Origin of the sequence: Algoriphagus sp. NBT04N3 (assembly GCF_019443765.1) — a bacterium.
Lineage (GTDB): Bacteria > Bacteroidota > Bacteroidia > Cytophagales > Cyclobacteriaceae > Algoriphagus > Algoriphagus ornithinivorans.
On sequence record NZ_CP048415.1, the window covers coordinates 3,825,177 to 3,848,879 of the forward strand.

The 23,703-nt window shown below is 39.4% G+C and carries 26 protein-coding genes and 1 pseudogene; 9 read left to right on the forward strand and 18 right to left on the reverse strand.

The features are described 5' to 3' along the window. Positions 1-6: 6 nt before the first annotated feature. Positions 7-1,128: an N-methyl-L-tryptophan oxidase gene (solA, locus tag GYM62_RS16580; RefSeq protein ID WP_219957226.1), complete on the reverse strand. Its 1,122-nt coding sequence runs from the start codon at positions 1,126-1,128 to the stop codon at positions 7-9. 88 nt (positions 1,129-1,216) lie between these two features. Next, positions 1,217-1,816, reverse strand: coding sequence for a hypothetical protein (locus GYM62_RS16585; protein WP_219957227.1), 600 nt, complete (start codon positions 1,814-1,816; stop codon positions 1,217-1,219). Positions 1,817-2,033: 217 nt separating this feature from the next. On the opposite strand from GYM62_RS16585, the gene GYM62_RS16590 reads away from it, so the two are divergent. Continuing rightward, positions 2,034-3,212, forward strand: a complete 1,179-nt coding sequence (locus tag GYM62_RS16590; RefSeq protein WP_219957228.1) for a tetratricopeptide repeat protein — start codon at positions 2,034-2,036, stop codon at positions 3,210-3,212. Positions 3,213-3,216: 4 nt separating this feature from the next. On the opposite strand, the gene GYM62_RS16595 is transcribed toward GYM62_RS16590, so the two are convergent. Together GYM62_RS16595 and rbfA are read right to left on the reverse strand one after the other, a co-directional pair. Beyond that, on the reverse strand, positions 3,217-4,443 hold the full coding sequence (locus GYM62_RS16595; RefSeq protein ID WP_219957229.1) for an FtsX-like permease family protein: 1,227 nt from the start codon (positions 4,441-4,443) through the stop codon (positions 3,217-3,219). Between the two features lie 9 nt (positions 4,444-4,452). Then, on the reverse strand, positions 4,453-4,836 hold the full coding sequence (gene rbfA, locus GYM62_RS16600; protein WP_091653629.1) for a 30S ribosome-binding factor RbfA: 384 nt from the start codon (positions 4,834-4,836) through the stop codon (positions 4,453-4,455). Positions 4,837-4,978: 142 nt separating this feature from the next. Between rbfA and GYM62_RS16605 the strand changes: the two genes are divergently transcribed. Further along, the gene (locus GYM62_RS16605) at positions 4,979-6,304 is read left to right on the forward strand and encodes a hypothetical protein (RefSeq protein ID WP_219957230.1); all 1,326 of its coding nucleotides are present in this window, start codon (positions 4,979-4,981) and stop codon (positions 6,302-6,304) included. A 226-nt stretch (positions 6,305-6,530) separates the two neighbouring features. Here GYM62_RS16605 and secDF read toward each other — a convergent pair whose 3' ends face one another. The 4 genes from secDF to GYM62_RS16625 all read right to left on the reverse strand — a co-directional run bounded on the left by secDF (position 6,531) and on the right by GYM62_RS16625 (position 11,229). Further along, on the reverse strand, positions 6,531-9,503 hold the full coding sequence (secDF, locus tag GYM62_RS16610; protein WP_219957231.1) for a protein translocase subunit SecDF: 2,973 nt from the start codon (positions 9,501-9,503) through the stop codon (positions 6,531-6,533). A 90-nt stretch (positions 9,504-9,593) separates the two neighbouring features. After that, the gene (locus GYM62_RS16615; RefSeq protein WP_219957232.1) at positions 9,594-9,938 is read right to left on the reverse strand and encodes a hypothetical protein; all 345 of its coding nucleotides are present in this window, start codon (positions 9,936-9,938) and stop codon (positions 9,594-9,596) included. A 56-nt stretch (positions 9,939-9,994) separates the two neighbouring features. Further along, a complete protein-coding gene (locus tag GYM62_RS16620) occupies positions 9,995-10,615 on the reverse strand; it encodes a uridine kinase (protein ID WP_219957233.1) in 621 nt (206 codons plus the stop codon). A 32-nt stretch (positions 10,616-10,647) separates the two neighbouring features. Beyond that, complete coding sequence (locus GYM62_RS16625; RefSeq protein ID WP_219957234.1) at positions 10,648-11,229, reverse strand: non-canonical purine NTP diphosphatase; 582 nt, start codon at positions 11,227-11,229, stop codon at positions 10,648-10,650. Positions 11,230-11,321: 92 nt separating this feature from the next. Between GYM62_RS16625 and GYM62_RS16630 the strand changes: the two genes are divergently transcribed. From GYM62_RS16630 to GYM62_RS16645, 4 genes are all read left to right on the forward strand, one after another. Beyond that, complete coding sequence (locus GYM62_RS16630) at positions 11,322-11,885, forward strand: TIGR00730 family Rossman fold protein (RefSeq protein WP_091653619.1); 564 nt, start codon at positions 11,322-11,324, stop codon at positions 11,883-11,885. Positions 11,886-12,000: 115 nt separating this feature from the next. Further along, positions 12,001-12,504, forward strand: coding sequence for a hypothetical protein (locus tag GYM62_RS16635; RefSeq protein ID WP_091653617.1), 504 nt, complete (start codon positions 12,001-12,003; stop codon positions 12,502-12,504). A gap of 322 nt (positions 12,505-12,826) precedes the next feature. Further along, on the forward strand, positions 12,827-13,405 hold the full coding sequence (locus GYM62_RS16640; protein WP_219957235.1) for a hypothetical protein: 579 nt from the start codon (positions 12,827-12,829) through the stop codon (positions 13,403-13,405). Continuing rightward, positions 13,402-13,818, forward strand: coding sequence for a hypothetical protein (locus GYM62_RS16645; protein ID WP_219957236.1), 417 nt, complete (start codon positions 13,402-13,404; stop codon positions 13,816-13,818). The genes GYM62_RS16640 and GYM62_RS16645 overlap by 4 nt, the downstream gene beginning before the upstream one ends. Before the next feature lie 862 nt (positions 13,819-14,680). On the opposite strand, the gene gndA is transcribed toward GYM62_RS16645, so the two are convergent. Continuing rightward, positions 14,681-16,093, reverse strand: coding sequence for an NADP-dependent phosphogluconate dehydrogenase (gene gndA / locus GYM62_RS16650; RefSeq protein WP_219957237.1), 1,413 nt, complete (start codon positions 16,091-16,093; stop codon positions 14,681-14,683). 192 nt (positions 16,094-16,285) lie between these two features. Here gndA and zwf point away from each other — a divergent pair, with 192 nt between their 5' ends. The 3 genes from zwf (at position 16,286) to GYM62_RS16665 (ending at position 19,695) form a co-directional block, all read left to right on the forward strand. Then, entirely contained in the window at positions 16,286-17,818 is a 1,533-nt protein-coding gene (gene zwf / locus GYM62_RS16655) for a glucose-6-phosphate dehydrogenase (RefSeq protein WP_091653609.1), read from the forward strand. Positions 17,819-17,839: 21 nt separating this feature from the next. Further along, positions 17,840-18,553, forward strand: coding sequence for a 6-phosphogluconolactonase (gene pgl, locus GYM62_RS16660; RefSeq protein ID WP_219957238.1), 714 nt, complete (start codon positions 17,840-17,842; stop codon positions 18,551-18,553). 89 nt (positions 18,554-18,642) lie between these two features. After that, positions 18,643-19,695 (forward strand): NAD(P)-dependent alcohol dehydrogenase, encoded by a 1,053-nt coding sequence (locus tag GYM62_RS16665; RefSeq protein ID WP_219957239.1) that lies wholly within the window; start codon positions 18,643-18,645, stop codon positions 19,693-19,695. Between the two features lie 48 nt (positions 19,696-19,743). On the opposite strand, the gene GYM62_RS16670 is transcribed toward GYM62_RS16665, so the two are convergent. The 9 genes and pseudogenes from GYM62_RS16670 to GYM62_RS16710 form a co-directional block, all read right to left on the reverse strand. Beyond that, the gene (locus tag GYM62_RS16670; protein ID WP_219957240.1) at positions 19,744-20,037 is read right to left on the reverse strand and encodes a type II toxin-antitoxin system RelE/ParE family toxin; all 294 of its coding nucleotides are present in this window, start codon (positions 20,035-20,037) and stop codon (positions 19,744-19,746) included. Further along, complete coding sequence (locus tag GYM62_RS16675) at positions 20,022-20,258, reverse strand: hypothetical protein (RefSeq protein ID WP_219957241.1); 237 nt, start codon at positions 20,256-20,258, stop codon at positions 20,022-20,024. Before GYM62_RS16675 ends, GYM62_RS16670 begins: the two co-directional genes overlap by 16 nt. A gap of 52 nt (positions 20,259-20,310) precedes the next feature. Further along, positions 20,311-20,469 (reverse strand): annotated as a pseudogene (locus tag GYM62_RS16680) (Holliday junction DNA helicase RuvB C-terminal domain-containing protein); the annotation flags it as partial. Positions 20,470-20,477: 8 nt separating this feature from the next. Next, the gene (locus tag GYM62_RS16685; RefSeq protein ID WP_219957242.1) at positions 20,478-20,729 is read right to left on the reverse strand and encodes a hypothetical protein; all 252 of its coding nucleotides are present in this window, start codon (positions 20,727-20,729) and stop codon (positions 20,478-20,480) included. A gap of 352 nt (positions 20,730-21,081) precedes the next feature. Beyond that, a complete protein-coding gene (locus GYM62_RS16690; protein ID WP_219957243.1) occupies positions 21,082-21,678 on the reverse strand; it encodes a hypothetical protein in 597 nt (198 codons plus the stop codon). A 47-nt stretch (positions 21,679-21,725) separates the two neighbouring features. Next, a complete protein-coding gene (locus tag GYM62_RS16695; RefSeq protein ID WP_255590410.1) occupies positions 21,726-22,328 on the reverse strand; it encodes a DDE-type integrase/transposase/recombinase in 603 nt (200 codons plus the stop codon). Positions 22,329-22,336: 8 nt separating this feature from the next. Further along, positions 22,337-22,540: a hypothetical protein gene (locus GYM62_RS16700; RefSeq protein ID WP_219957245.1), complete on the reverse strand. Its 204-nt coding sequence runs from the start codon at positions 22,538-22,540 to the stop codon at positions 22,337-22,339. A 2-nt stretch (positions 22,541-22,542) separates the two neighbouring features. Continuing rightward, positions 22,543-22,920 (reverse strand): transposase, encoded by a 378-nt coding sequence (locus tag GYM62_RS16705; protein ID WP_219956869.1) that lies wholly within the window; start codon positions 22,918-22,920, stop codon positions 22,543-22,545. A 117-nt stretch (positions 22,921-23,037) separates the two neighbouring features. Beyond that, a complete protein-coding gene (locus tag GYM62_RS16710) occupies positions 23,038-23,682 on the reverse strand; it encodes a hypothetical protein (RefSeq protein WP_219957246.1) in 645 nt (214 codons plus the stop codon). Positions 23,683-23,703 lie beyond the last annotated feature (21 nt).

Consider the following 23,703-nt stretch of genomic DNA (forward strand, 5'->3'; position numbering starts at 1 on the left):
GAGGAATTAAGCCAAGCTGGCCAAAAGCTGCTGACTCATCTTCTCTCCAATAGCAGCAGAGTGCTTAAATCCATGACCGGAACATGCGGATACCATCCAAGTCATTGGAGAATCAGGATGCTTGCCTATCACAAATTTTGAATCCTCCCTCACAGTGTAAAAACAAACCTCAGATTTGAGAAACTCTTTTTTAAGCCCTTTGATTTTGCCCTGGATTTTTTGATTCCAAAATTCCTCCTGTTCGGTTTGGCTCACTGACCTATTCAAAAAGTCCGGATGTAATGAATCTATGAAAGATTCTGTGGCCACTTTGATCGACTCTCCATCCAAACTGGGAAAGCCATAGATAAAGTCCTCAGCTTGGGGTCCAAATCCCCACATAAAAACGGGAAGATTACCAAAATCCAGAGACTGATCCTCAATTTTTATCCAATGCAAAACCTGTCTACAAATCTTGAATTTATAGGCTTGATTCTCTGGCAGAAAGTCCTTGATCCAGCCACCATTGCATAAAAGGACTCTTTGAGCCATGATCTTTTCTTCCTTGAGTTGTAGACAGACTCCTTGTTCGGTTTGTTCCAATTCAATCAAAGGCGCATGAACTCTCAGTTGCGCGCCTTGCTTCAGGGCCAAATCCAACTGGGTTTCAATTATTTTTTCGGGAAAAAGATAGCCCGCACTAGGTTCAAAATAAACAGCTCCAGTTTTAGGTAAGTCAAATACCCCATAGCGCTTTTCCAATTCTTCGGAACCCAACAATTCATGAGAGATGGAGCGCTTTTGCGCAATACTTTTGGTTCGTTCAAAAAACCCCTCTCCTCCATGCTTGGACCATGGCTGAACTCCAGAATCCAATAAAATTCCTCCACAAGGTATGAAAAGCTGGTTTCCCGAATCTTGCTCCATTTGTTTCCATATCTCCTGAGATCTTTGGGCAAAGTTCACATACTCTTCCCCTTCGCCTACTGCAAGCCGTGTAATTCTGGTTTCACCGTGAGAAGAGCCCATCGCATGAGGTGGGTCAAAGCGATCTAATCCTAGAACTGAAAAACCTGATTTTGATAAAAAGTACAAGGCAGCTGACCCAACAGCTCCCAGACCGACTACAGCTATATCGACTTGCTTCATGCTAAAAACTTTGAACCAAAATAATCATTAGAAGCAGTTGAAGCACTTATGAACTACATTAATTCCGAAATCAAGGATAATTCTACGATCAATCTTTCCCCATTTGGGCGTCGATCAGTTCCCTTTTGAGTTTCCGCTCTCGCTCTAAAGTGTTTTTTCTATGTTGATCAAATTCTTCCTGAACCTCTTCCAAGTCCTTTTGGGCTTTTCGAATCTTCTTGAAGCTCCTGAAATATTGAAAGGAGAAAAATGCTAATGCAATCCCTAATCCTCCAACAAATAGCCACATCAGAGAAGAATAAACGGCCTTATGAATAGCTATTCCAAAAATTGAAAAATTATCCTTCGCTTCTATAGCTTCCTGCTTTTCAGCTTCAGTTTGATCTAGAACCTGATTTAAACTGGAAATGCTATCATTTTTGGAAGTCAGCTGGGTTTTGAGCTCCATTACTTCCGCCCTCATGGTCCTCATTGAATCCAGCATATTGGATCTTAACTTATCCAGATTACTTTTCTTAACTACTTTATATTCCTGATAATTATTGGAAGCATCGTAGATGTATTCAAATTGGGAATCGATGGTACCGGAGTTCAATGAGTTTTGAGATTCTGAGGACTCCTGAGCCTGAATGCTGGCAGAAAAAAAAGAGAAAATGCCAACCATTAAGCTGAGGGTAATTTTTTTCATAAATTAGGTGTTTTACTATTTACTAAGGGCTGAGAAACCAAGAAACGTGCCTCATTTTCAAAATTATGGCCTTTTTTTGGAAAGGCCTGACCAAAAGTTGATTTTTGATCGTAAATCAATGGGATAAAATCTCCGGAATGATATCCCAAAAATGCTGTGGATTTTCTACATGTTTCGAAAAAAATTACCTTGAAAAAAAATCCCGATGATAAAATACGTGTTCATTTTCATTTTAATGTTTGGGTTGGGCATTAGCACCTTCGCCCAGGAAAATGATTTTGATTTAGGAATTCAGGCCTATAATGAGGGAGATTATGAGTCTGCTTTTCTCCTTTTTGACAACTGGTTGCGAGAAAATCCACGAGACCCTGAAGGTTATTGGTACTTGGGTCAAGTTTACGAGCAATTTGATGGAATGAGTGATTTTTTGGCTTTGGAAAACTACAACCAAGCCTTGGCGCTCAATCCTGAGATGACTCCCGTCTATTTGCATAGGGGGCGCTTATTTCTTCGATTAAAAAGATTTGAAGAGGCTGAGGCTGATTTTAAAACCTATAGAAGATTACCTAAAGGAGAGACTACCCGAATTATCTATAAAACCTCCGGTACAGACAGTGGAGTTTCTTCCATTTTCACCGACCAATCCGAAAACCCTTCTCAGATTTTATATCTTTTATCTTTGAGTAAAGCTGGCCAAGGGCAAGTTGAAACTGCCATTTCCCTATTGGACTCTGCTATATACTATAGTCCACTTGAGTCAGATTTCTATGCTGAAAAAGGCAAGCTACTCATGGATGAAAAGCAGGATCAGGCAGCCTTGATTGCCTTGGAAAAAGCCTTGCAAATCAATCCTGATCATTATCTGGCTAAGCAGCGAGTCTTGAGCATCCGTCAGGGAGGGGACAGGGAGAAATTGGAAGAATTGACCAAAGCAATCTCTACGGATCCTGAAAACCCTCTGCCGTGGAAGATTAGAGGCTATTATAAATTTTCCCAATCAGACTTCAAAGGGGCATTGACCGACTTTTCAGAAGCTATATCACTGCATCCAGAGGATGCGGAAAACTGGTTTTACCGAGCAAAAACATATGCCAAACTGAAAAATTGGATCAAGGCTGAACAGGATTTTACCGAAGCTATGTTTCTGACTGAGCAAGAGCCTGAATTGCTTTTGGGGAGAGGACAAGCCCGATATTATCAAAATAAGACCGAATTGGCCTTGGCTGATTTCATACAATTAATCAGTATTGATCCCAGCAATGCCAGCGGATATTATCACAGAGGGATTACTTTACACAGACTGAATCGGGCATCTGATGCCTGTAATGATCTGACCAAAGCAGTGCAACTCGGAATGGAAAATATAGGAGAGGTCAAGCAAAAAATCTGCAATTAATTTTTTAAAGCTCTTTGATAGTATCTACTCTAGAAGCTATAAAAGCTGGCCTCCAAGAAGCAAGCAATGTAATGGTGACGACTGCTAAACTGATCCAAACAAAATCTGAAAGTACAATCCGAACCGGATAAGCATCGACCACAGCAGAGGCAATTCCCAAGGATACTAAACCAAAAGATTGCTGGGCGAGGCAAATCAAATAGCCCATGACCAAACCAATCAAAGCACCTGTAAAGGCTATTAAAGCTCCCTGCTTCAAAAATATTTTTTGAATCAATCGATCTGGAGCTCCCATGGCTTTGAGAACAGCAATGTCCTTTTTCTTCTCAATAGCCAGCATACTCAGAGAAAAGAAAATATTAAATGAGGCTATCGCCAGAATAAACGTGAGCGTCAGGAAGACAAAAAGTTTTTCCAATTTCACTGTTCTTAATAATCCCGCATGCTGTTCATCCGTATTTTTCACAGTGAAATCACTTCCTAAATGGGCTTTTAGTCTTTTTTGAACTTCCGCAACAGTATTTCCTTTTGCTACTTTGATTTCTAGGGAAGTTCTTCGATTTCCGTAATTCAAAAGGTCGCGGGTAAAGTTTAAGGGTGCAATGACATATTCATCATCGAATTGTCTTTCAACAGAGAAGAAAGCTACCGGGTCCAAAACTGCCGAAGCATATAACTGGCTTGGATCTAAGGTGGCAGCACTGCGGGGTGCTTTGGGATAAAAAACTTTTAAAGGAACATTCTGATCATCCAGATTGACTGAAAGAAAAAATCCAACACCTCTCCCCAGAATAGCTCCGGGTCTCAGGTCAGTCCCCAGTGTGGTGTCTCCCCAAAAATATCCACGGGTAAATCGGTCTTGTTCCAGAAAATTATCCGATACACCCTTGATCGTTCCTACCAACTGATTGCCTTTATAGTCTAATAAGGCATTGTCCTCGATCACTTCTGTTAATACCGCGACGCCCTCAATGGCCCTAATTCCTCCAAGCCATTCTTCATCCACCTCAAAACTTTTACCCAGGCTCGCTTCTACTTTTAATTCGGCATCAAAGCTGGCAAAAAGCCCACGGATCAAGTCCTCCAAACCATTGAAAACAGACATGACAATGACCAAAGCCATAGTACCCACTGCAACTCCCACCATAGATATGGTAGAAAGCACAGTGATGAAATTCCGCTTTTTTTTACTTCGGAAATACCGGGCCGCTATAAAATAACTGAGATTCAATCGCTGAAATTAATCTTCGTCTTCCTCTTCTTCTTCCTCAGGTGCAGGTGGAATATCCAGACCGGAAATGACTTTGTCCATATGCTGAGCATAAGAGGCTGATTCATCAGGAAAAAAGGCGAGCTCAGGGATAATTCGAACAGATTTCCCGATTCTCTTGCTCAGATAAAGTCTGATTTCCTTTTTATGATCATTGATCAACTCATAGGTAGACTGAGGATCTGCCAGCAAAAAGCTCAGATAAACCTTGGCTACACCTAGGTCGGGACTAACCAACACCCTGGTAATAGTAACCATGGCTTTACCAACAAGATGTCTAGCCTCTTTTTGAAAAATTTCTCCTAACTCCTTTTGCAGGAGTTTTGCGTGTTTTTGTTGTCTTTTACTTTCCATATAAAGTATTTGTGGTACAAATTTAGCGAAATACTTGGGCAAGCTTTAATTTCGGGGCAATCCTTAACGAATACCCAACACCTTGTATCAATTTTTCAAAGTAAACGATCCTTTCCGACTCATAGGAATATTGCTGTTCCTGGTGATTTGGAGCCTTATTTACATCCTATTTTCGGATTTTCCGATTACTGCTACACAGCTAAATTGGATGTTATTAGGAGAGCGCCTTGGCAATGGTGTTTTTCTTTACCAACACATTATTGATGATACCGGGCCATTATCAGCAGGATTATTTTCCTTGTTGGATTTTCTTTTTGGCAGGAATCCGCTCATGCTGGAAATTCTTGGAAGGATTTTAGTCTTGTTCCAAGTTGTTTTCTGGAACAACGTATTAATCAAATACCGGGTTTATGATGAAAACACCTATTTGCCAGCTATCATCATGTTGGCGCTTTTCCATATCAGCTTTGATACCTTAAGTCTTTCACCCGCATTATTGGGAAGTACATTCTTGGTTTTGGCCTTATCCAAGCTTTTCTCACAAACAGTACTCCAAAAAGACAGCACCGAATCAACCTTGTTGATCGGTATTTATGGAGGACTTGCTACAGGATTTCATCCTATCTACGTGGTTTTCCTTCCCTACATGATTTTAGTAGGCATTGCTATCAGTGGGTTTTCATTTAGACAACTGATGCTTTCTCTCATGGGATATCTCTTGCCCATATTATTGATCTCTGTTTTTTACTATTGGAATAATGGATTAGATGAAGCAATAGAAATATGGCCATTGATCTTTGTATCCGAAAAGTACCTATATCAACCTTATTTGAATTGGTTGATTTTAGGTGCGCTTCCGGTTTTACTTGCTTTGGTAGGTTTGTTTTTCAGTTCAGTCTTTAGAGCTTCCACCATCAATCAGCAAAAACAAAGACAATTGATGGTCATTTGGCTAATTTTTGCTGTACTGAGTATTTTCTTTTCAAAAAGACAGGCAGGGTTTCAATTGGTTATTTTACTTCCGGGACTTAGTTATTTGATTACACCATTTTTTCTGACTGTCAAAAAAAGCATTGCCACCATAGCTTTTTATCTTCTTATTATCGCTTTGCCTGCATTTAGCTGGTGGTGGATGTCTGAGGAAGTAAAAAAAGAATCCGACTACTTCATCAAAGAAAATTCTTCAGCCAAATATGATGGAAAAGGAATGATGATATTAGGAGACGACATCAGTCCTTACCTCATTGGAACCTTCGAAGGACCTTTTTTGAACTTCCATCTAAGCAAGCTATTCCTTGAAATGGATAGAAGCCTTCCGCAACGCGCCAAATTATTCCAGTTGATCCAAAGCCAAAGGCCTTCGCTTATTTTGGATCAGGAGGGAGTTTTTGAAAAGCTACTGAAAGATTATCCAGAACTGGCAAGAGAATATAGACTGGAAAGCAATGGAATTTATAGACTGAAATAAAGAGGCTTCAAAATCCTTTCTATCAATGCCGATTTCTTTCGAATAGAAATGCTTTCAGATTTCTTGTAATAAAAATTGATTGCTAATCTTTACTAGGTATCCGGTAAGGGAAAATTCTTAAAATAAAATCGCCTCAAAACCCTATCCAGCTAAGTCTGCATAGCAAGTAATTAAAAAAGCCACTCCCTTCAAAAAGGAGTGGCTTTACAATTATATAGGCTAGAGATTAGCTGACTTTTTTAGCTTCTTTCTCTTTTTCACTTTCAATCTCACGCTTCATCAAGTCTACTACAATAGGAGTAGCGATGTATACGGAAGAATAAGTACCTACTAGGATACCGATGAACAATGCGAAAGAGAATCCTCTTAACACTTCGCCACCAAATATCAAGAGTACAATTACCACAATCAATGTTGTGAATGAAGTAATCAAAGTACGTCCTAATGTCTGATTAATGGCATCATTAAAGATTTTCACAAGCTTACCAGTACCTCTGTTTTCGATATTCTCTCTGATTCGGTCAAATACGATCACGGTATCGTTGATGGAATAACCAATCACTGTCAACACCGCTGCAATAAATACTTGATCGATTTCGAAGGTTGCCCCAAATGCGCTTGCAATAGCAAAGGCTGCAATCACAAATAATGTATCGTGAATCAATGCGATGATGGAAGCCAAAGAGAATTGCCACTTACGGAATCTCACCAAGATATAAAGGAAGATGGCAATCAATGCAGCTAGCATCGCCTCCACAGAGGAAGCTTTGATATCATCTGCAACTGTAGCTCCTACTTTGGATGAACCTGTGATAGCAAACTGTCCTGAAGTAAGATTTTCAGCATCATCTGTGAAAGTCAATCCAGTTACTGATGCAATTCCTGATTTTACTTTTTCCTCTACTTGTTTGTTAGAAGCATCATCATCTTCATTGATCAAGTAGGAAGTAGTAACTTTCAATACATTGTTTGCACCGTATGTTTTCACCTCTACTGAACCATCAAATTCACCATCCAAACCGACTTTCAGTTCAGAAGGAACTACTGGCTCTTCAAAAGCTACGATGTAAGATCTACCTCCAGTAAAGTCAACACCGAATTTCAATCCATTGACAGCAGCAATCCCTAAACCAAGGATAATAATTCCTGAAGAGATCAAATAAGCTATTTTACGCTTTCCTAAGAAATCGAAGTTTAAGCTGCTCAATGTATTTTTTGCAATTGGAGAAGAGAAGCTGATAGAGCTCTTGTCACCTTTTTTGCTCATCCAAGACACAATTACTCTTGTGATGAATACCGCAGAGAAAAATGAAGAAGCAATACCGATCATCAATACGATTGCAAATCCTTTAACAGGACCCTGACCCAAGGCGTACAAAATAGCACCGGTCAAGAAGGTAGTGACGTTGGAGTCCAAAATAGCAGAGAATGCCTTATTGTAACCAGAGTTAATTGCCGCAATCAATCCTGCTCCATTTCTAAGTTCTTCCTTGATACGCTCGAAAATCAGAACGTTCGCATCAATGGACATACCAATGGTTAACACGATACCTGCGATACCTGGCAATGTAAGTGCAGCACCTAACTGAGCTAGAATTCCTAGGATAAAGAAGATGTTGAACACCAATGCAGCAATTGCTACAAGTCCACCTTTAGAATAGTAAGCCAACATGAATAGCACTACGATCACCAAACCGGAAATCATAGAGAACACGCCTTGACTTTGAGCTTCTTTACCCAATGTTGGACCAATGATACTTTCTTCTACGATTTGAGTAGGCGCTGGAAGAGAACCTGACTTCAAGATATTAGCCAAATCCTGAGCTTCCTGAAGGCTGAAAGAACCTGAAATTTCAGATTGTCCTGTAGGAATTTCACCGTTTACTACTGGAGCTGTATATACATAGTTGTCTAGTACAACTGCAATTCTTTTTCCAATATTGGCAGCGGTCAAGGATCTCCATTTTCTAGCTCCTTCAGCATTCATCTGCATGGAAACTGCAGGTCTGGAAGTTTGATCCAAAACCTGACGGGCATCTGTCACCACATCTCCTTCCAAAGGAGCTTCATCTGTTCCTCTTGGAGCCTTGATAGCGTAAAGTTCGAGAACCTCGTCGCTAGTTCCTTCCGGAGTGAATGGTTTTACTCCCCAAAGCAATTTGATATCTCTTGGTAAAAGAGAGTTGTAATCAGGGTTTTTCAATATTCTGTTGATCACAACGGTATCTCTCACCTGATAAGCCAAACCGTAATTTGGATACAACAAGCTGAAAACTGGAGAAACATCTGTGCTAGGATTCAACGGGTCAATCTCTGCCAACTGCTTTTCCAAAGCATTTCTTAGAGAATCTTCCTCAGACATATTTTCTGTGGAAACTGTATCAGCAGCAGCAGGAGTGTTGGAAGATTTGTTGTCAGCAACCCAAGCCGCATTTACTGCTTCCAAAGAACCGCCTAAATCATTCAATTCAGCTACTTCCCAGAACTGAAGTTTAGCTACACCTTGAAGCAAGTTTCTAACTCTTTCCTGATTATCCACACCTGGAAGCTCGATTTGGATTCTTCCAGAACCTTGGATTCTCTGAATATTTGGCTGAGAAGTACCAAAACGGTCGATACGAGTTCTCAAAATGTTGAAAGAACGATCGATCGCATTTTCAACTTCTTTGTCTATGATATCCAAAATTTCAGAATCAGAAGACTCCAAAGAGATTCTTCCTCTGTTCGCAGCTGTTGCGAAAATGCTGCTTAGCTTTTTATTTGGATTATTGGACTGCCAAGCGGAATAGAATAGGTTGACAAATTTATCTGTAGAGGTTTTTGCTGCCTGTCTGGCATCTTCTACTGCTTTGTTAAAGCCTTCATCTTTGGGATTTCCTGCCAGACCTTTGACGATTTCCACCGGGGAAACTTCCAAAGTCACGTGCATACCTCCTTGAAGATCCAGACCCAAACCAAGTTCGGTTTCTTTGATCTCCTGATAAGTAAAATCAGCACCTAGAAAATTGTAAACAGGCTCTCTCCAGATGGAATCCAGATAAGCTCTTCTTTTGGCAAAATCAACATTGCCGGAAGCATCAGTTGCATACTCGGATGCATTTTTCTGAATGCCATTAGATACAAATGTGAATGACAGATAGTACAGACAGAGGCCTGTAATAATCACTGTCAAAAACACAATGACACCTTTGTTTTGCATAGGGATTAGATATTAAATTATTATTTGTGAATACAGAATTAGGCAATGCTGCAGAGCAGCTTGCAGATTTAAATTAGAAAAAAGAGGGTTTTAGGGTCCTTTAGTGGATATAATCCGCTCAAAAAGTATTTCAACCAGCTGATTGGGCTGAATAATGGAAACAGCTTCTGCTACAAAAGATCTGGGCTCGAAGCTGACAATTTCATATATCAAATAGAATACTGTGTGGGTCACCTGAACCGCAAATGGAACTACGGCATCTACTGCAACGCTCAAAAAAGTTTGTTCTTGATCAGAATTGGTATGTTGCTCGGTTTGAACCGACTCGTCCAATGCAGTATATTCTACTGAAGAGATGAAGAAACACAAAAGCAAAGCAAGCAAAACGGTGACCCGCTGCTTCAAAAGATTGCTATTTGTCTTCTTGCTATTCATGGGATGCAAATATAGCCATATTTTGATTCCCAAGTAATTTAGCTATGTTTTTTTGCTTATTTACCAGACTTGGCTCTCAAATAAGTACGGATCACTTCCAGCGCTTTATCGAAACTATGATTGTTTGGAACGATCAAATCCGCCTCATTTTTGAAAGGCTTGATATATTTTTCATAGGTAGGCATGACGTGCATTTCGTATCGATAAAGCACATCATCCAGGTCATAGCCTCTTTCTACTTTATCTCGGATGATTCTTCTTTTGAGTTTAATATGGTCTTTGGCATCGATAAAAATTTTCAAATCTAACAACTCTGCCAATTCGGGATAATAAAGAACAAATATTCCCTCCACTACTACCACTGGAGCTGAATTGAAAGTCAGCATTTTTGGCTTTTTAGCAGCATTATTAAAAGTGTATTCTTCCCTTTGTACAGTTTCTCCAGCTTGGATTTTACGGATATCAGAAGCATAGGCTTCAAAATCAATGCTAAAAGGAGTATCGAAATTATGTATCCCTTGGGCATCTACGGGCTGCAAGTGTCTGGGTTTGTAATAATTATCCTGAGAAATAAGACAAACCTCGCCGGGTTCAAAAGTACTCAATAAACGCTCTAAGAAAAGGGTCTTTCCTGAAGCAGAACCCCCAGTGATCCCGACGATAAATGGCTTTTGCATGGGCACAAAGTTAAATCATTTTCACCCTTTTATCAGAATTTTCTTTGGCTTAGAAATTTAATCAATTGATTTACTGCCTTTCCCCGGTGGGAAATTTGGTTTTTCTCATCCATACTCAATTCTGCAAAAGTCTTCTCATATCCTTCTGGCTGAAATACCGGGTCGTATCCAAAACCTTTTTCACCAATCCGCTTATCAAGTATCTGTCCTTCCGCTATTCCTTCGAATTGATGTTCTTTTCCATCCAGAATCAATGCTATGACAGTTCTAAACCTCGCTTTACGATTTGCTTTGCCTCTCAGATTCTCCAAAAGTTTATCAATATTCCGCTCGTCTGATCGGGGTTCTCCAGAGTACCTTCCAGAGTACACACCCGGAGCTCCATCCAAAGCCTCCACTTCCAAGCCGGTATCATCCGCAAAACAATCTACTCCATAATTCTCCTTGACATATCGGGCTTTTTGAAATGCATTGTGCTCGAGCGTATTTCCAGTTTCCGGTAATTCTTCGTGGCAACCTATTTCCAGCAAAGAAACAATTTGAAATTTATCACCAAGAGCAGCTTTTACCTCTTCTATTTTCTTGGCATTATTGGTAGCAAAACAGATTTTCATAATTCAAAAATAGAAAAATATCTATGGGCTGACACGGTTGAACTTGGGTATGCAGGATCAAAGCTCTAACTTCGAAAACAGATTTTAATAGTATGAAAAAAGTCACCATTTATTGCGGATCCAAAAAAGGAAATTCTTCTGTATTTGAATCTGCTGCAAGAGCTTTAGCTCATGAAATGATCAAAAGAGACCTTTCCTTAGTGTATGGAGCAGGAAGAGTAGGATTGATGGGGGTAATAGCCGATGAGATGCTGGCAGGAAATAAAGAAGTCCTTGGGATAATTCCCCAAAAGCTAGTTGATCGGGAAGTCGCTCATACGGGCTGCACGGAGTTGATTGTGGTAGAAACGATGAGAGATAGGAAATGGCTGATGGCAGAAAGAGGAGATGGATTTATTGCCATGCCTGGCGGAATAGGAACCCTCGAAGAGCTTTTCGAAATCATGACGCTCAACCAGTTGCATTATATTCAAAAGCCCTTGGCCTTATACAATGTCAATGGTTATTATGACAAATTGATTGATTTCTTGAACCATGCGATGGATTCTGGATTCTTGTATCCAGAGCAGGAAGAGCTTCTCATAGTTTCTGATGACCCAGTGGATTTATTGGATCAAATGGCGGCATATCAAGCACGGAGACCCGCTGATTGGTAGTTTTTTCTTTTGGGGTGATTTTCAGACTAATATTTGTTTTTATACGTTAAAACTTCAAGCTTATTCCGAGACTTTCATCAGTTTTTTCTATTTTTGCTCAGTTATTCAAGGCTTTATGATCGAAAAACTCTTTCCATTAGACAAAAACTATATCCTGAGACAGGCTCAGTTTGTGCTGGAGGAGGAACTTTTGGAGCAGATGATTTATGAGCTAAAGCGCTCCTACACATACCTGTACAATCCATTGCAGCTAATGGATCAGACCTATGCTAGGATTCTTGACAGCTTTGAATTTCCAACAGACCGAATCCGTATGATTTACCGCCAGCTTTGTGGAATCTACCGATTTAAGCATGGAGATAATCAATTGGAATTACTTTTTGACGGAAAATCTCATTTCGAAAAGTTTAAAGAGGATTGGGAAAATTCATTCATCAATTACGTGAAGGAGCTGGGTAATCATGAGCAGTATGTCAAAACCATGCTTAGAATGACTGTTCTGTATGACACAGAATCCCGAGCTGAATGGGCTGAGAATAATTGCAAGGCTTTTATCAATCAGTATTTTGACCTGAAAATCGTCAAAAGGCAAGGCGAGCTACGAATGAAAGTAGGGTAAAAGAGGTGTTGAAGAAACTCTTATACTTCAATAGCTATTTTTGAGTTCTGATTTAAGATTTACGAAGGACACAGGGACTTTTGAGATTTTTTATGTCTTAAAATTGAGGTCTGAGTTAAAGGTGGATTGATTTTAACCCAAAAAGACGTGTAGGGAGCAAAGAGTTCGCTGAGAAAATCAGTGTTTTTAGTTTAGAATAGACAATTGAAAAAACACTTTGCCTCTTTGATGGAGATCAAACAAAATTAAAAACCAACTAGCTTCTTTGTAATTGTTTCAGATTTTATTTTATTGAAAGGAGAATCCTACTTTTAAATACTCCATGCGAAAAATTGTATATCTATTAATTTTTGTCCTTTCAGTTTCCGCTTGTGTGCAAGACGGTTTAAATCCAGATCTGAAGAGATTAAGCCCTGAAGTCATAGAGGCGAGAGAATGGTTACAGCAAAATCAAGAAGCCATGGACTTGAAAGCTTTACAAACTAAATCAGATAGATTAGATCCCAAATTTTTGACTCGGGAGTTCAATTGGGAAAGAGCTTTGGTTTTGATTGATTCCAAAAATCGCACAGCTATTGAGATTCCGGTTCACTATCCAAATGGGATGATGTTTGGCGTCACAGGAAATAAAAAGCCCCCTAAATCCGTACGAACCTCTCTAGTTTTGGTAAAAAAACAGGAAAAGGAATATGCACCATATTTTTTAAAAATTAATTCTGAAGACACGGAGCACATCTTTTCAGCGAATAATTTTCACCTGATAGGCTACTTGAATATCCCCAATAATTTTTCTGGAGAATTTAATTTATATAATTGGGATGAAAGCTGGATAGGAACTACTGTATATAGTAATGGACAACCAATCCGTTCTCGATTCCCAAAAGATCAATCTATCGAATGAAAAAATTGATTGCTGTTTTCTTGTTTCTTTTTGGTTTTTCGGGAATTCCAATTGGCTTTTCACAAGAATTCATACCTCGGGCTATAATTGGAAAATGGATAAGTGAGGAAGATCAAAAGCTCATTTGGGAGTTTTCTAACCCTTTCTTATTTCAAAGTGAATATGAGGGCCAAAACGAATCAAGTTCAGGGGTTTTTAACATTCTTGATTGGGAAACCACTTGTAGCGAATACAAGGAAACGGATTTGAAAGATCAGAAGTACCTTCAAATTAAAGATGAAGAGGGATTTGTTTTTTGTTATTATCTGGAAACATTAAACCATGAGCAATTAACTCTCATCTATATGCCTCGTGGAAATATTCTATCTTTTAGAAAATTGAAGCCTGATCAGAATTCTGCGATAATGTTTTAACTTAAAAATGTCAAAACACCCATCAGATTGGTGAAAATTGCGGATTTATGCGCTCAAAGAATCTGCGTTGCGTTTTACGAAATCTTTGAAAAATCTTGCTTCTTTCACTCTTTATTTTTCTAACCTGAAAGCATATTTTAATCGCTTACAAGAGATTGAAAACATAACATGCTAAACTCTTTGCCTCTTCCAGTCTTTGCGAGAGATAAAACCGTTGCGTCGCCGCGCCTCTGCAAGCCATTATTTTTAAACAGCATAGGAATGATAGAAAACATAGCATTCTAAACTCTTAGCCACTTCTTTTCTTTGCGGGATACATTATCGCTGCTCCGTTGCAACTCAGCTAGAGAAATTGAGACTGCCGCGCTCCGCAAGCTGCGCTCGCAGTGACGTCCAAACTTTAAACTTTTTCTTTGCTTCTTAAATTCTTAGCGGGAGACAATATCGCGATGCCGCTGCGCTATTTTCGAGATTAATTTGTACCGCTGAGCCGCTGAAGGCGCAAAGGAGATCGCAAAGTTTTTTTCCAACCTTTCTCCCCTGCTAAAAATGAAAGACCAGTTATTAGGAAATACATCCTTCATCATGAATAATGGACCGCCCTTAATAACTAATAACTCAATAACCGTTGCCTCTGATGCTAAAAGAGTCAGACTTAGAACTCCTGTCATCGGAATAGGGGGACGACCCTAATAACCTATTACTCAATAACCAATAACTTTTCATCTGCGTTTCCGCGAGCAATTTTAAAAACCACAGAGGATACTTAGCCTCTTCCAGTCTTTGCGGGAGAAAAAATGCTGCGCCTCTGCGTCGCCGCGAGTATTTTCTCAAGCTTTCCTAATAACTAATTACCATTAACTTACTCCCCCCACTCGGTATGGAAGATTCCCTCTCTATCGATTCTTTCGTAGGTATGCGAACCGAAATGATCTCGCTGAGCCTGGATTAGGTTCAAAGGTAATCTTCCTGAAGTGAATGCATCAAAATAGCTTAATGAAGAAAATAATCCGGGAACTGGAATTCCAAATTCAGCAGCGTATATCACTGTTTTTCTCACCGCTGGTAGACAGTCCTGCACCTGCTTGACAAAAGAAGGAGATAGCAACAAATTAGTAAGTTGAGGATCCGCCTCAAAGGCCTCAGCAATATCTGCCAACAAACCTGCACGAATAATGCACCCTGCTCTCCAAATTTTTGAAATCTGGGCCAAATTCAGTTCATACCCGTATTCTCTGGATGCCTCGGCCAACTGGTGTAAGCCTTGTGCATAAGAAACTATAAAAGAAAAATACAGTGCCTGTTCTGCTTGGTGGATCAGTTGATCCTTATCCATGGCCACCAAAGCTGGTCTATGATATAGTTTATCTGCCTGGATTCGCTGATCTTTCAAAGCTGAGATCTCACGCATACTTACCGCCATATCAATGGTCGGTATAGGTATCCCCAAGTCCATCGCATTTTGAGAGGTCCACTTTCCTGTTCCTTTTTGTTTGGCTTTATCCAAAATCTGGTCTACCAATCTTCCATCAGAAAACTCATCTTTTTGAAGGAAGATTTCTGAAGTGATCTCAACCAAAAATGATTGTAGCCTATCCTTATTCCAAGAGGCATAAACCTCATGAAGTTCGTCATTCGTAAGATTTCCAGCCTTTTTCAGCAGGTCATAAATCTCAGAGGTTAGCTGCATAAGTGCATACTCAATTCCATTATGAACCATTTTTACATAATTGCCTGCAGACTTAGGACCTAAGTAGGCAACACAAGGTTCACCTTTGTATTTGGCAGCAACCGCTTCAAAAACTGGACGCACATGCTCATAGGCTTCCTTATTCCCCCCAGGCATAATGCTTGGACCTTTTCTGGCCCCTTCAGCCCCACCGGAAACACCGGAACCAAAAAAGTGAATCCCTTTCTCTTGCAAGTAGGTATCTCTTCGATCTGTATCGGTGAAAAATGAATTTCCTCCATCAATAATAATATCTCCTTTATCCAAATGAGGAATTAAATCCTCAATCACCTGGTCAACAATTTTTCCAGCAGGAACCAAAAGCATGATTTTACGAGGTGAGGAAAGGGAAGCAATAAATGTTTTCAAGTCTGAGCTAGCATTTACTCTTTCGGGATTACCGCCTTCTTTGATCAATGCTGAAACTTTCTCGGGATCCAAATCATAGCCAAAGGCTTTGAAATCATTGTCCGCTACGTTTAAAATAAAGTTTCGGCCCATCACGCCCAGGCCAATCAGTCCAAAATCAAATTGCTTTTGCTCCATCTTTTTTATGCTTTCTCGCTTTTTCCAGCTTAATCTATTATTTGCTCGAAGTTTAAAATAAATAAGCCTTATTTTTACGATTCGAATTCAAAATTAACCTATCCTACGGAGCATGCCTGCTTTTTTCCAAAAAAGTATTGAGAAAGATTCAGATTTTTGCTTCCTAAAACACACCCTAATCCCGCTGATTTGATGAAAAAAACCCTAAACCAAATGCTAATTATTTTTGGAGCTTCGGGTGATTTGACTGCCAGAAAATTAATTCCAGCCATTTACAACCTCTACAAAGGCCAGCATTTACCGGAAAACTTTGTGGTTTTAGGAGTGAGTAGAAGTAATATGGGAAGTGAGGAGTTTCGGTCTAAGGTTGTACTTGAAAGCGAGTTTCTTCAGAAAAAAATAGCCAAGGAGGAAAAAGACTTTGTACAGAAGTTTGCCGATAAGCTTTACTATGAAGACCTAGGCACTGATTATGATGCTTCTTACGAAAAGTTAGCCAAAAGAATCAATCAGCTGGATGAGGAACATGGAACAGACGGAAATCTGATCTTTTATCTATCTACTCCTCCCAGCTTATATGAAACCATCGCCAAAAACCTTCATGATGCAGGATTGACCAAGGAAGAAAAAGGCTGGAGAAGATTGATCGTAGAAAAACCATTTGGATATAACCTGAAGTCTGCGAAAGCATTGAATGATGGGCTCCATTATTATTTCAATGAAGGACAGGTATATAGAATTGATCATTACCTGGGAAAAGAAACGGTTCAAAACTTATTGGTAACCCGCTTCTCCAACTCCATCTTCGAACCACTTTGGAACCGACGCTATATCCATCATGTGGAAATCACCAATGCTGAAACAGTAGGGGTAGAGAAAAGAGGTGGATATTATGATAAGTCCGGGGCATTGAGAGATATGTTCCAAAGCCATTTGCTTCAAATTGTTTCCTTGATCGTAATGGAGCCACCGATCAGTTCTGATGCAGAAGAAATCCGAGATGAAAAGGTAAAAGCCTTGAAATCATTGCGCATCATGAAAGATGAGGAAACTATCATTAAAAATACCTTAAGAGGCCAATATGTAGGATCCACAATTGGAGGAAAGAAAGTCAAAGGATACCGGGAAGAAGAAGGTGTAAATCCTGAATCTACCACGGAAACATTTGCTGCCCTCAAATTCTACGTTGATAATTGGAGATGGAAAGATGTTCCGTTCTACGTTCGAACAGGAAAGGCCATGCCTACCAAGGTAACAGAAGTAGTAATCCATTTTAAAACCCCACACCACGAGGTTTTCAAAAGCCAGGATGTCTACAAAAAGGATAATAAGCTTATCATAAGGATTCAACCAGATGAAGGAGTTCTTTTGAAATTTGGAGTGAAAGTTCCCGGTCTCGGATTTCATGTCGAGCAAGCCAACATGGACTTCTATTATTCAGACTTGGATTCCGCCCAAGTCATGGATGCGTATGAGCGTCTTTTATTGGATGCCATGCAGGGAGATACCACCCTCTATGCTAGAGCGGATGAAGTAGAAGCAGCTTGGAGATTTGTAGATCCTATTCTGGAGTGCTGGGAAAACAATCCATCTGTCAATACTTATGGATATGCAGCTGGAACATGGGGGCCTAAAAACTCAGATGAATTGATAGAAGACAGTTTTGGCTGGAGAAACCCCGGTGACTTACTAACTGACGAGTCAGGCTTTTGTATTCTATGCTAATTTAAACCTTACTATAGAGCTATGGAAATTAAAATTCTCGAAAATAAAACAGAAGTAGCCAAGTCTTTTTCGGCTTATTTTGCAGAATTGGTGCAATCCCAAGAGCAGCTATTTGTGGCTCTATCGGGAGGAAGTACTCCAAAAACTGTTTTCGATTATTTAGCTTCAGAATACAGAAATAAGATTGATTGGAGCAAAGTTTTTTTCTTTTGGGGAGATGAAAGATGTGTTCCGCCCACAGATTCAGAAAGCAATTATAAAATGACTGTAGATCATCTGCTTTCTAAGATATCCATTCCTGAAGCCAATGTATTTCGTGTTTTGGGAGAAAATGATCCTGAGGAAGAAGCTTTGAGATATGCGGAGCTTTTGGATAAAACGCTTCCTTTGGAAAAAGGAATACCTCAGTTTGACTTGGTGATATTAGGCATGGGTGATGATGGTCATACCGCATCCATTTTTCCCAACTCCATTTATCTCTGGGATTCATCCAGAAATTGTAAAGTAGCTACCCACCCTGATTCAGGACAAAAAAGAGTCACCATAACGGGTAGAGTAATTAATCAAGCCAAACACGTTGTTTTCTTGGTCACTGGTGCAAGCAAAAAAGAAAAAGTAAGGGAGGTCATTCGAAGAGAGGGAGAATATAATAGTTACCCTGCCAGCATGGTCAATCCCAGCAGTGACTCTTTGGTCTGGTATCTGGACCAAGAAGCTGCTCAAGAAATAAAGTAATTGGAAAGCCATCGAAACCCGATGGCTTTTTACGTTGAAAACTTATCTGTCTCACATCGTGTTCCATCTCAAACCATAAATCCTTTTTTATGAAAACTGTTAAAGCTTATGCTGCCTTTGAGGCAGAAAAACCTCTTGGACCTTACGATCTAGAAAGAAGATCTGTCGGGGCAAAGGATGTTGAAATTGAAATTTTGTATTGCGGAGTTTGCCACTCTGATATCCACACTGCAAGAAATGAATGGGGAGGCTCTACCATGTATCCGGTAGTCCCGGGCCATGAAATCGTAGGAAAAGTAACTGCCGTAGGACAGGAAGTCTCCAAATTCAAAGTTGGTGATACTGTAGGGGTTGGCTGCATGGTGGACTCTTGCCAAAAGTGCCAAAACTGTGAGGCTGATTTGGAGCAATTTTGTGAAAATGGAATGTCCGGCACCTATAATTCTTACTTACAAGACAAGAAAACCATTACCTATGGAGGCTATTCCTCTTCCATAGTTGTCACTGAAAATTTTGTATTGAGTGTTTCGGATAAACTTCCTTTGGAAGGGGTAGCTCCATTACTTTGCGCCGGGATCACCACATATTCTCCTTTACGGCATTGGAATGTTAAAAAAGGGGATAAAGTAGCAGTTGTAGGATTGGGAGGTTTGGGACATATGGCCGTGAAACTTGCCTCTGCAATGGGAGCGGAAGTTACCATGTTAAGTCGTTCGCCTGAAAAAGCTAAGGATGCCGATTCATTGGGAGCTCATCACTTTGAGTTGACTACAGATCCTAAAAATATGAAGCGCTTGAAGGGGTCTTATGATATCATTATTGATACCGTGTCCGCGTCGCATGATTACTCTGCTTACCTGAATCTTCTTCGCACTGATGGAGTGATGGTATTGCTTGGCGTTCCGCCAACTCCTGAACAGATTCACGCTACTTCCTTGATTTTTGGAAGAAAAAGTTTAGCAGGCTCCTTAATAGGGGGTATCAAGGAAACCCAGGAAATGCTCGACTTCTGTGCAGAGCATGGAATTGTATCAGATGTGGAAGTAATTCCTATTGAAAAAATCAACGAAGCTTATGAGCGCACCATCGCGGGTGATGTTCATTATCGATTTGTGATTGATATGGCTTCGCTGAAAAAGTAAAGTAAAAGGCCTAGAGAATTATTCTAGGCCTTTTTTTTTAAAGCTATCTCAGATTTTTAGCTTTCTGGGGTTTTGCCTTGGATCCCATACTCTGAGTATTTGTATTTTGTCTTCAGAATAGGAGTAAAAAATTTTGAATCCTTTCATCACTTTCACTCTCACTCCCTCATAATCTGACTCTATCCCAATAAGTGGGTTTTCAGCGATTATATTTGCTGCCTTGAGAAAAATAGCTTCTAGCTTTTCACTAAATAGTGTGGATTTATTTCGATTCTTCCAATAAGTATAGATTTCGAGCCTATCTTGAATGGACGAAAGGGTCCACTCTATTTCCCTAACCATTCCCTTAACAGCTTTTCTGCTTGCTCAGTGGAATAAACTCGATTTTCTTGGATGTCCTCTAAGCCCTTTTCAATTGATTTCTTTTCTTCTGAACTTAGTATATAACTAGAGACAAGATCTACTTCAAGATCAAGAATTCTATTAATTTCCTCTAAAAGCTTCTCATCATTTAAAGAGGAGACTTTGGAAATTATTGCAGATTTTAGGTTTGAAATACTCATAAGCAAAATTCTTTCAAGAACTTAATTTACGAAAGAAAAGTGATCTTGTTCTTTAATTAAACATCAAACAAACCTCCCATCCTTGGGCTGGCTTGATTTTTAGATGCTTGTATGCCAGTTCAGTGGCCATTCTTCCTCGGGCTGTTCGTTTCATATAGCCTTCCTGAATCAGAAAAGGCTCATACACTTCTTCAATAGTCTCGGCTTCTTTTATTTTAATTATCTTTTGAATTCCTCTTCTTTATAAATCTCCATAAGCCTTTTAACAAGACGTTCAATTTCTAACCTTAATTTTTTATTTTCGATATCAAGTCCGGTAACATCAGTTGCCAAATCTAAAAGCAATTTTTCGAGCTCAATCTTCACAGAAATAACTTCAATAATTGGATCAATATATCTGACATATTCCATATAAACATTGTGAGCAAAAACCCCGAAATTCTGAATTCTTATTGGGTCCCAATGAATCAATACAAGATTTATTCTTGTCTGTAAGCGTTTAATAAGTAAGTAATCATCTTTCCATGGTTTGTACCATTAGATATATTAATGCTATTGCTTTTCCCTGAAATTCCACAAATTATTGAATCCCCCATCTTGCATTTGTTACTATTCTTGGGATCCCACTACTAAGAAAAGCTTTAATTTGGGATGGGGAAAGCCCCTTTGAAATTCCATAAGTAATTGTTCCATTGGAAGTGTATCACCTACTACGGTCTAACTTTTACTGCCTAGCATGGATGCGATTTCGGTGTGAGCCGAATATCTTGTCGATAAACTTAATACCCTATTCCTCAGAGCGTCAGAAATATTTGATGGTAAGTCATCCCTTCTGACTTCTGACCTTCACTGAAAATGGGGGTATCATTCTAGTTTGCTTTGCCAATGCTTCATCTTGGGTAATAGTTAATTTGTCTAAGTATGGATATACTTGCTCATCATCTCTTTCTAAAAATCCAGTTGCGGAAACAAAAATTTTGTTTGAATTGGAAAATGATAGAACAAGTGATTGAGGATAAAGAATCTTTCTTATAATACTTCCATCTAAGTTTTCTTCAATTGCTACATCCCAATTAACAGTAATATTTTCAATAGTTTGTCCTATCGTATTATTCCAAATAAGGGAATTACTCACATCTGTAATTTGATAATTCTCAAAAGGACTGTCTTCATTTATCTTTATACCAACTCCGTATTGAAAAAAGGAACTATCCCATAAAATTTCAATCTTTTTATTATTCTGACTTTGTATCAAAACTGAAAAATCGACTGAATCAATTTGCTTAAAATGGGATTCTTGAAAGGATTTAGATGTAATCATTCTCTCCACCCTAGAATGATAACTTACTGAAGAAACTCTAAGTCCAACTATACTCTCAATGATTTTTTCGAATTCCAAATGCTCTTTCCTTAATTCCATTTTTCGCTTTTAGATAAAATGCCCTTTCCGCTTGAAAGTTGGACTAGTTATGCAGCGATTTTAAAGTTATAAAATTCATTTGGTGTTTTCATTTCTAATGCAGAATGTGGTGCATATGTATTGTATTCATTCATCCACTTCTGTATTTGCCTGTGTACGGTTTTTGGATTATCCAGGCAGCTCTCATAGACATAATCTCGTTTAAATGTAGCATTGAAGGCTTCACACATCCCGTTTGATTGTGGTGAATAGGTTGGGGTATTACAATCGATTATATTCCAGGATTTCAAGCTGGCTCTGAGCTTTTTTTCAATGAATTCCGGTCCATTGCCATGTAAAAACTGCAGTGTATCCGGTTCAGGCAAACTCTCTCCAAAGCGGATATGTAAGGCTTCTTGAACCATTAATTCAATATCAACTGCCTGCATATGTTTTCCTGCTTTCCAGGCGATGATGGACCTGTCACAACAGTCGAGAAGAAAGGCCACCCGGAGCTTTTCCCCATTCCAGCATTTAATCGAAGTGATATCACTAGCCCATCGCGTATTAGGTGTTTCTACTGCTATCTGCCCTGTATGGGATCTGCTGCTGCCTCTGGTTCGGTGTCGGGTAATCAACAACCCTTCTTCCTTCATGTAGCGGTGCACCATGTATTTGGTCACGTTGAGCCCATAATCCCGTTTGAGCAGCGCCTTGACCCGGGTACCCCATAGGTGGATTTCTTTGCCGTGATTTCTACAACAGCCAGTTTCATCTGCTCACACAGTTCTTTTCGCACTGTCCTTTTTCGTTCAGGATAGGGCTTTGCTTTATAATATACAGAGGATTTGGCGACTCCCAGTGTCTTGATAATCCTATTCATGCTTACTCCGAATTGTCTGGATAACGATTCAATTTCTTGTTTCGAAGTTGATCCATCTCTAACTTTTTTTTTAGGATCTTAATATCCAAAGTAGATTCCCCGAGAGCCTTCTTGAGCTCTTCATTCTCTTTTCTAAGCATTTCCAATTCAGCTTTGGAATGTAGGTCACCTTGATTTTTGATACTCATAATGGCTCCTGATTTAGCAAGTGAACGCCAGCTATACACCTGACTGGTGATCAGCCCGTGTCGGCGACAATATTCAGGACAAGATAAGCCAGAACTTTCCCAATCTTCTACAATAAAGGCTTTTTGTTGTGAAGTGAGTAGCTTTCGACCACCGGAAGAAAGTCGCGCGTTTTTAAGTAAGTCTTCGATCATTTTGTTCCTAAGTTTAGGCAACAAAACTGGTCCAGTTATTTAAGCGGTTAGGAACAAAATAGATAACTAACTATTCTCCTTGAAGAAAGATAACTTCTATGGTTAGCTGTTTCCCTATCAAAAAAACCTAAACTCTACATGCGCCGCATACTTATTCAGCCAGATGATATCCATCCTTGCACCTTCCACCCATAGAAAAGTCAGGTCTATGGTCTCTACACTATCTAGTTTATTATAATCCTGAAAAAGATAAGAAGGGAATAAGTTTCGTAAGCTATAAGAACCAGGATATCGCTTTTTGTAATCATCCAAAGTTATTTGGAAAACTGGCAAATCCTCCAGCCTAAAATCTGTATTGCTGTAATTTTTAAATTCTAAGAATGTAAGCTTTCCTTGACTGTATTGTACCCATACTGAATCCTTCACATTTCGATAATTGGCAATATCGATTTGATTTTCATGCTGGGTAAGGACAAAGCTCTCAGGCAGATTATCAGGCGTTTTTGGATAGTCTGCTATAGCTAATTCGTTGAGAAAAACCTGATTCTCCGGAATAGTTTCGGCGATTTCCTCAATGATTAAATTTTCGGATTCATTGTAGTACCAGATGGGAGTATCCCCGTGGGTAATGGGAGATCTTAAAATATTCTCTGTCATCGGGATACTGTCGGATGCACCTTCTATTAAAGCCTTTGGTGAAGTTTTTCGTTCACAAGATGACAGAATTAAGACACCTGAAAATAAAACTATTATTCTTATCACTTTTTAGTAGTAGTAGATCTC

Excerpts from the sequence above, each read along its gene's own strand:
- GYM62_RS16690 (WP_219957243.1), bottom strand. The coding sequence starts at position 21,678 with ATGGAATTAAGGAAAGAGCATTTGGAATTCGAAAAAATCATTGAGAGT.
- GYM62_RS16695 (WP_255590410.1), bottom strand. The coding sequence starts at position 22,328 with ATGGTGCACCGCTACATGAAGGAAGAAGGGTTGTTGATTACCCGACAC.
- gndA (WP_219957237.1), bottom strand. The coding sequence starts at position 16,093 with ATGGAGCAAAAGCAATTTGATTTTGGACTGATTGGCCTGGGCGTGATG.
- GYM62_RS16670 (WP_219957240.1), bottom strand. The coding sequence starts at position 20,037 with ATGGTTAGGGAAATAGAGTGGACCCTTTCGTCCATTCAAGATAGGCTC.
- GYM62_RS16640 (WP_219957235.1), top strand. The coding sequence starts at position 12,827 with ATGCGAAAAATTGTATATCTATTAATTTTTGTCCTTTCAGTTTCCGCT.
- GYM62_RS16635 (WP_091653617.1), top strand. The coding sequence starts at position 12,001 with ATGATCGAAAAACTCTTTCCATTAGACAAAAACTATATCCTGAGACAG.
- GYM62_RS16625 (WP_219957234.1), bottom strand. The coding sequence starts at position 11,229 with ATGAAAATCTGTTTTGCTACCAATAATGCCAAGAAAATAGAAGAGGTA.
- GYM62_RS16630 (WP_091653619.1), top strand. The coding sequence starts at position 11,322 with ATGAAAAAAGTCACCATTTATTGCGGATCCAAAAAAGGAAATTCTTCT.
- pgl (WP_219957238.1), top strand. The coding sequence starts at position 17,840 with ATGGAAATTAAAATTCTCGAAAATAAAACAGAAGTAGCCAAGTCTTTT.
- GYM62_RS16705 (WP_219956869.1), bottom strand. The coding sequence starts at position 22,920 with ATGATCGAAGACTTACTTAAAAACGCGCGACTTTCTTCCGGTGGTCGA.
- GYM62_RS16645 (WP_219957236.1), top strand. The coding sequence starts at position 13,402 with ATGAAAAAATTGATTGCTGTTTTCTTGTTTCTTTTTGGTTTTTCGGGA.
- rbfA (WP_091653629.1), bottom strand. The coding sequence starts at position 4,836 with ATGGAAAGTAAAAGACAACAAAAACACGCAAAACTCCTGCAAAAGGAG.
- zwf (WP_091653609.1), top strand. The coding sequence starts at position 16,286 with ATGAAAAAAACCCTAAACCAAATGCTAATTATTTTTGGAGCTTCGGGT.
- GYM62_RS16620 (WP_219957233.1), bottom strand. The coding sequence starts at position 10,615 with ATGCAAAAGCCATTTATCGTCGGGATCACTGGGGGTTCTGCTTCAGGA.
- GYM62_RS16585 (WP_219957227.1), bottom strand. The coding sequence starts at position 1,816 with ATGAAAAAAATTACCCTCAGCTTAATGGTTGGCATTTTCTCTTTTTTT.
- GYM62_RS16665 (WP_219957239.1), top strand. The coding sequence starts at position 18,643 with ATGAAAACTGTTAAAGCTTATGCTGCCTTTGAGGCAGAAAAACCTCTT.
- secDF (WP_219957231.1), bottom strand. The coding sequence starts at position 9,503 with ATGCAAAACAAAGGTGTCATTGTGTTTTTGACAGTGATTATTACAGGC.
- GYM62_RS16615 (WP_219957232.1), bottom strand. The coding sequence starts at position 9,938 with ATGAATAGCAAGAAGACAAATAGCAATCTTTTGAAGCAGCGGGTCACC.
- GYM62_RS16700 (WP_219957245.1), bottom strand. The coding sequence starts at position 22,540 with ATGAATAGGATTATCAAGACACTGGGAGTCGCCAAATCCTCTGTATAT.
- solA (WP_219957226.1), bottom strand. The coding sequence starts at position 1,128 with ATGAAGCAAGTCGATATAGCTGTAGTCGGTCTGGGAGCTGTTGGGTCA.
- GYM62_RS16675 (WP_219957241.1), bottom strand. The coding sequence starts at position 20,258 with ATGAGTATTTCAAACCTAAAATCTGCAATAATTTCCAAAGTCTCCTCT.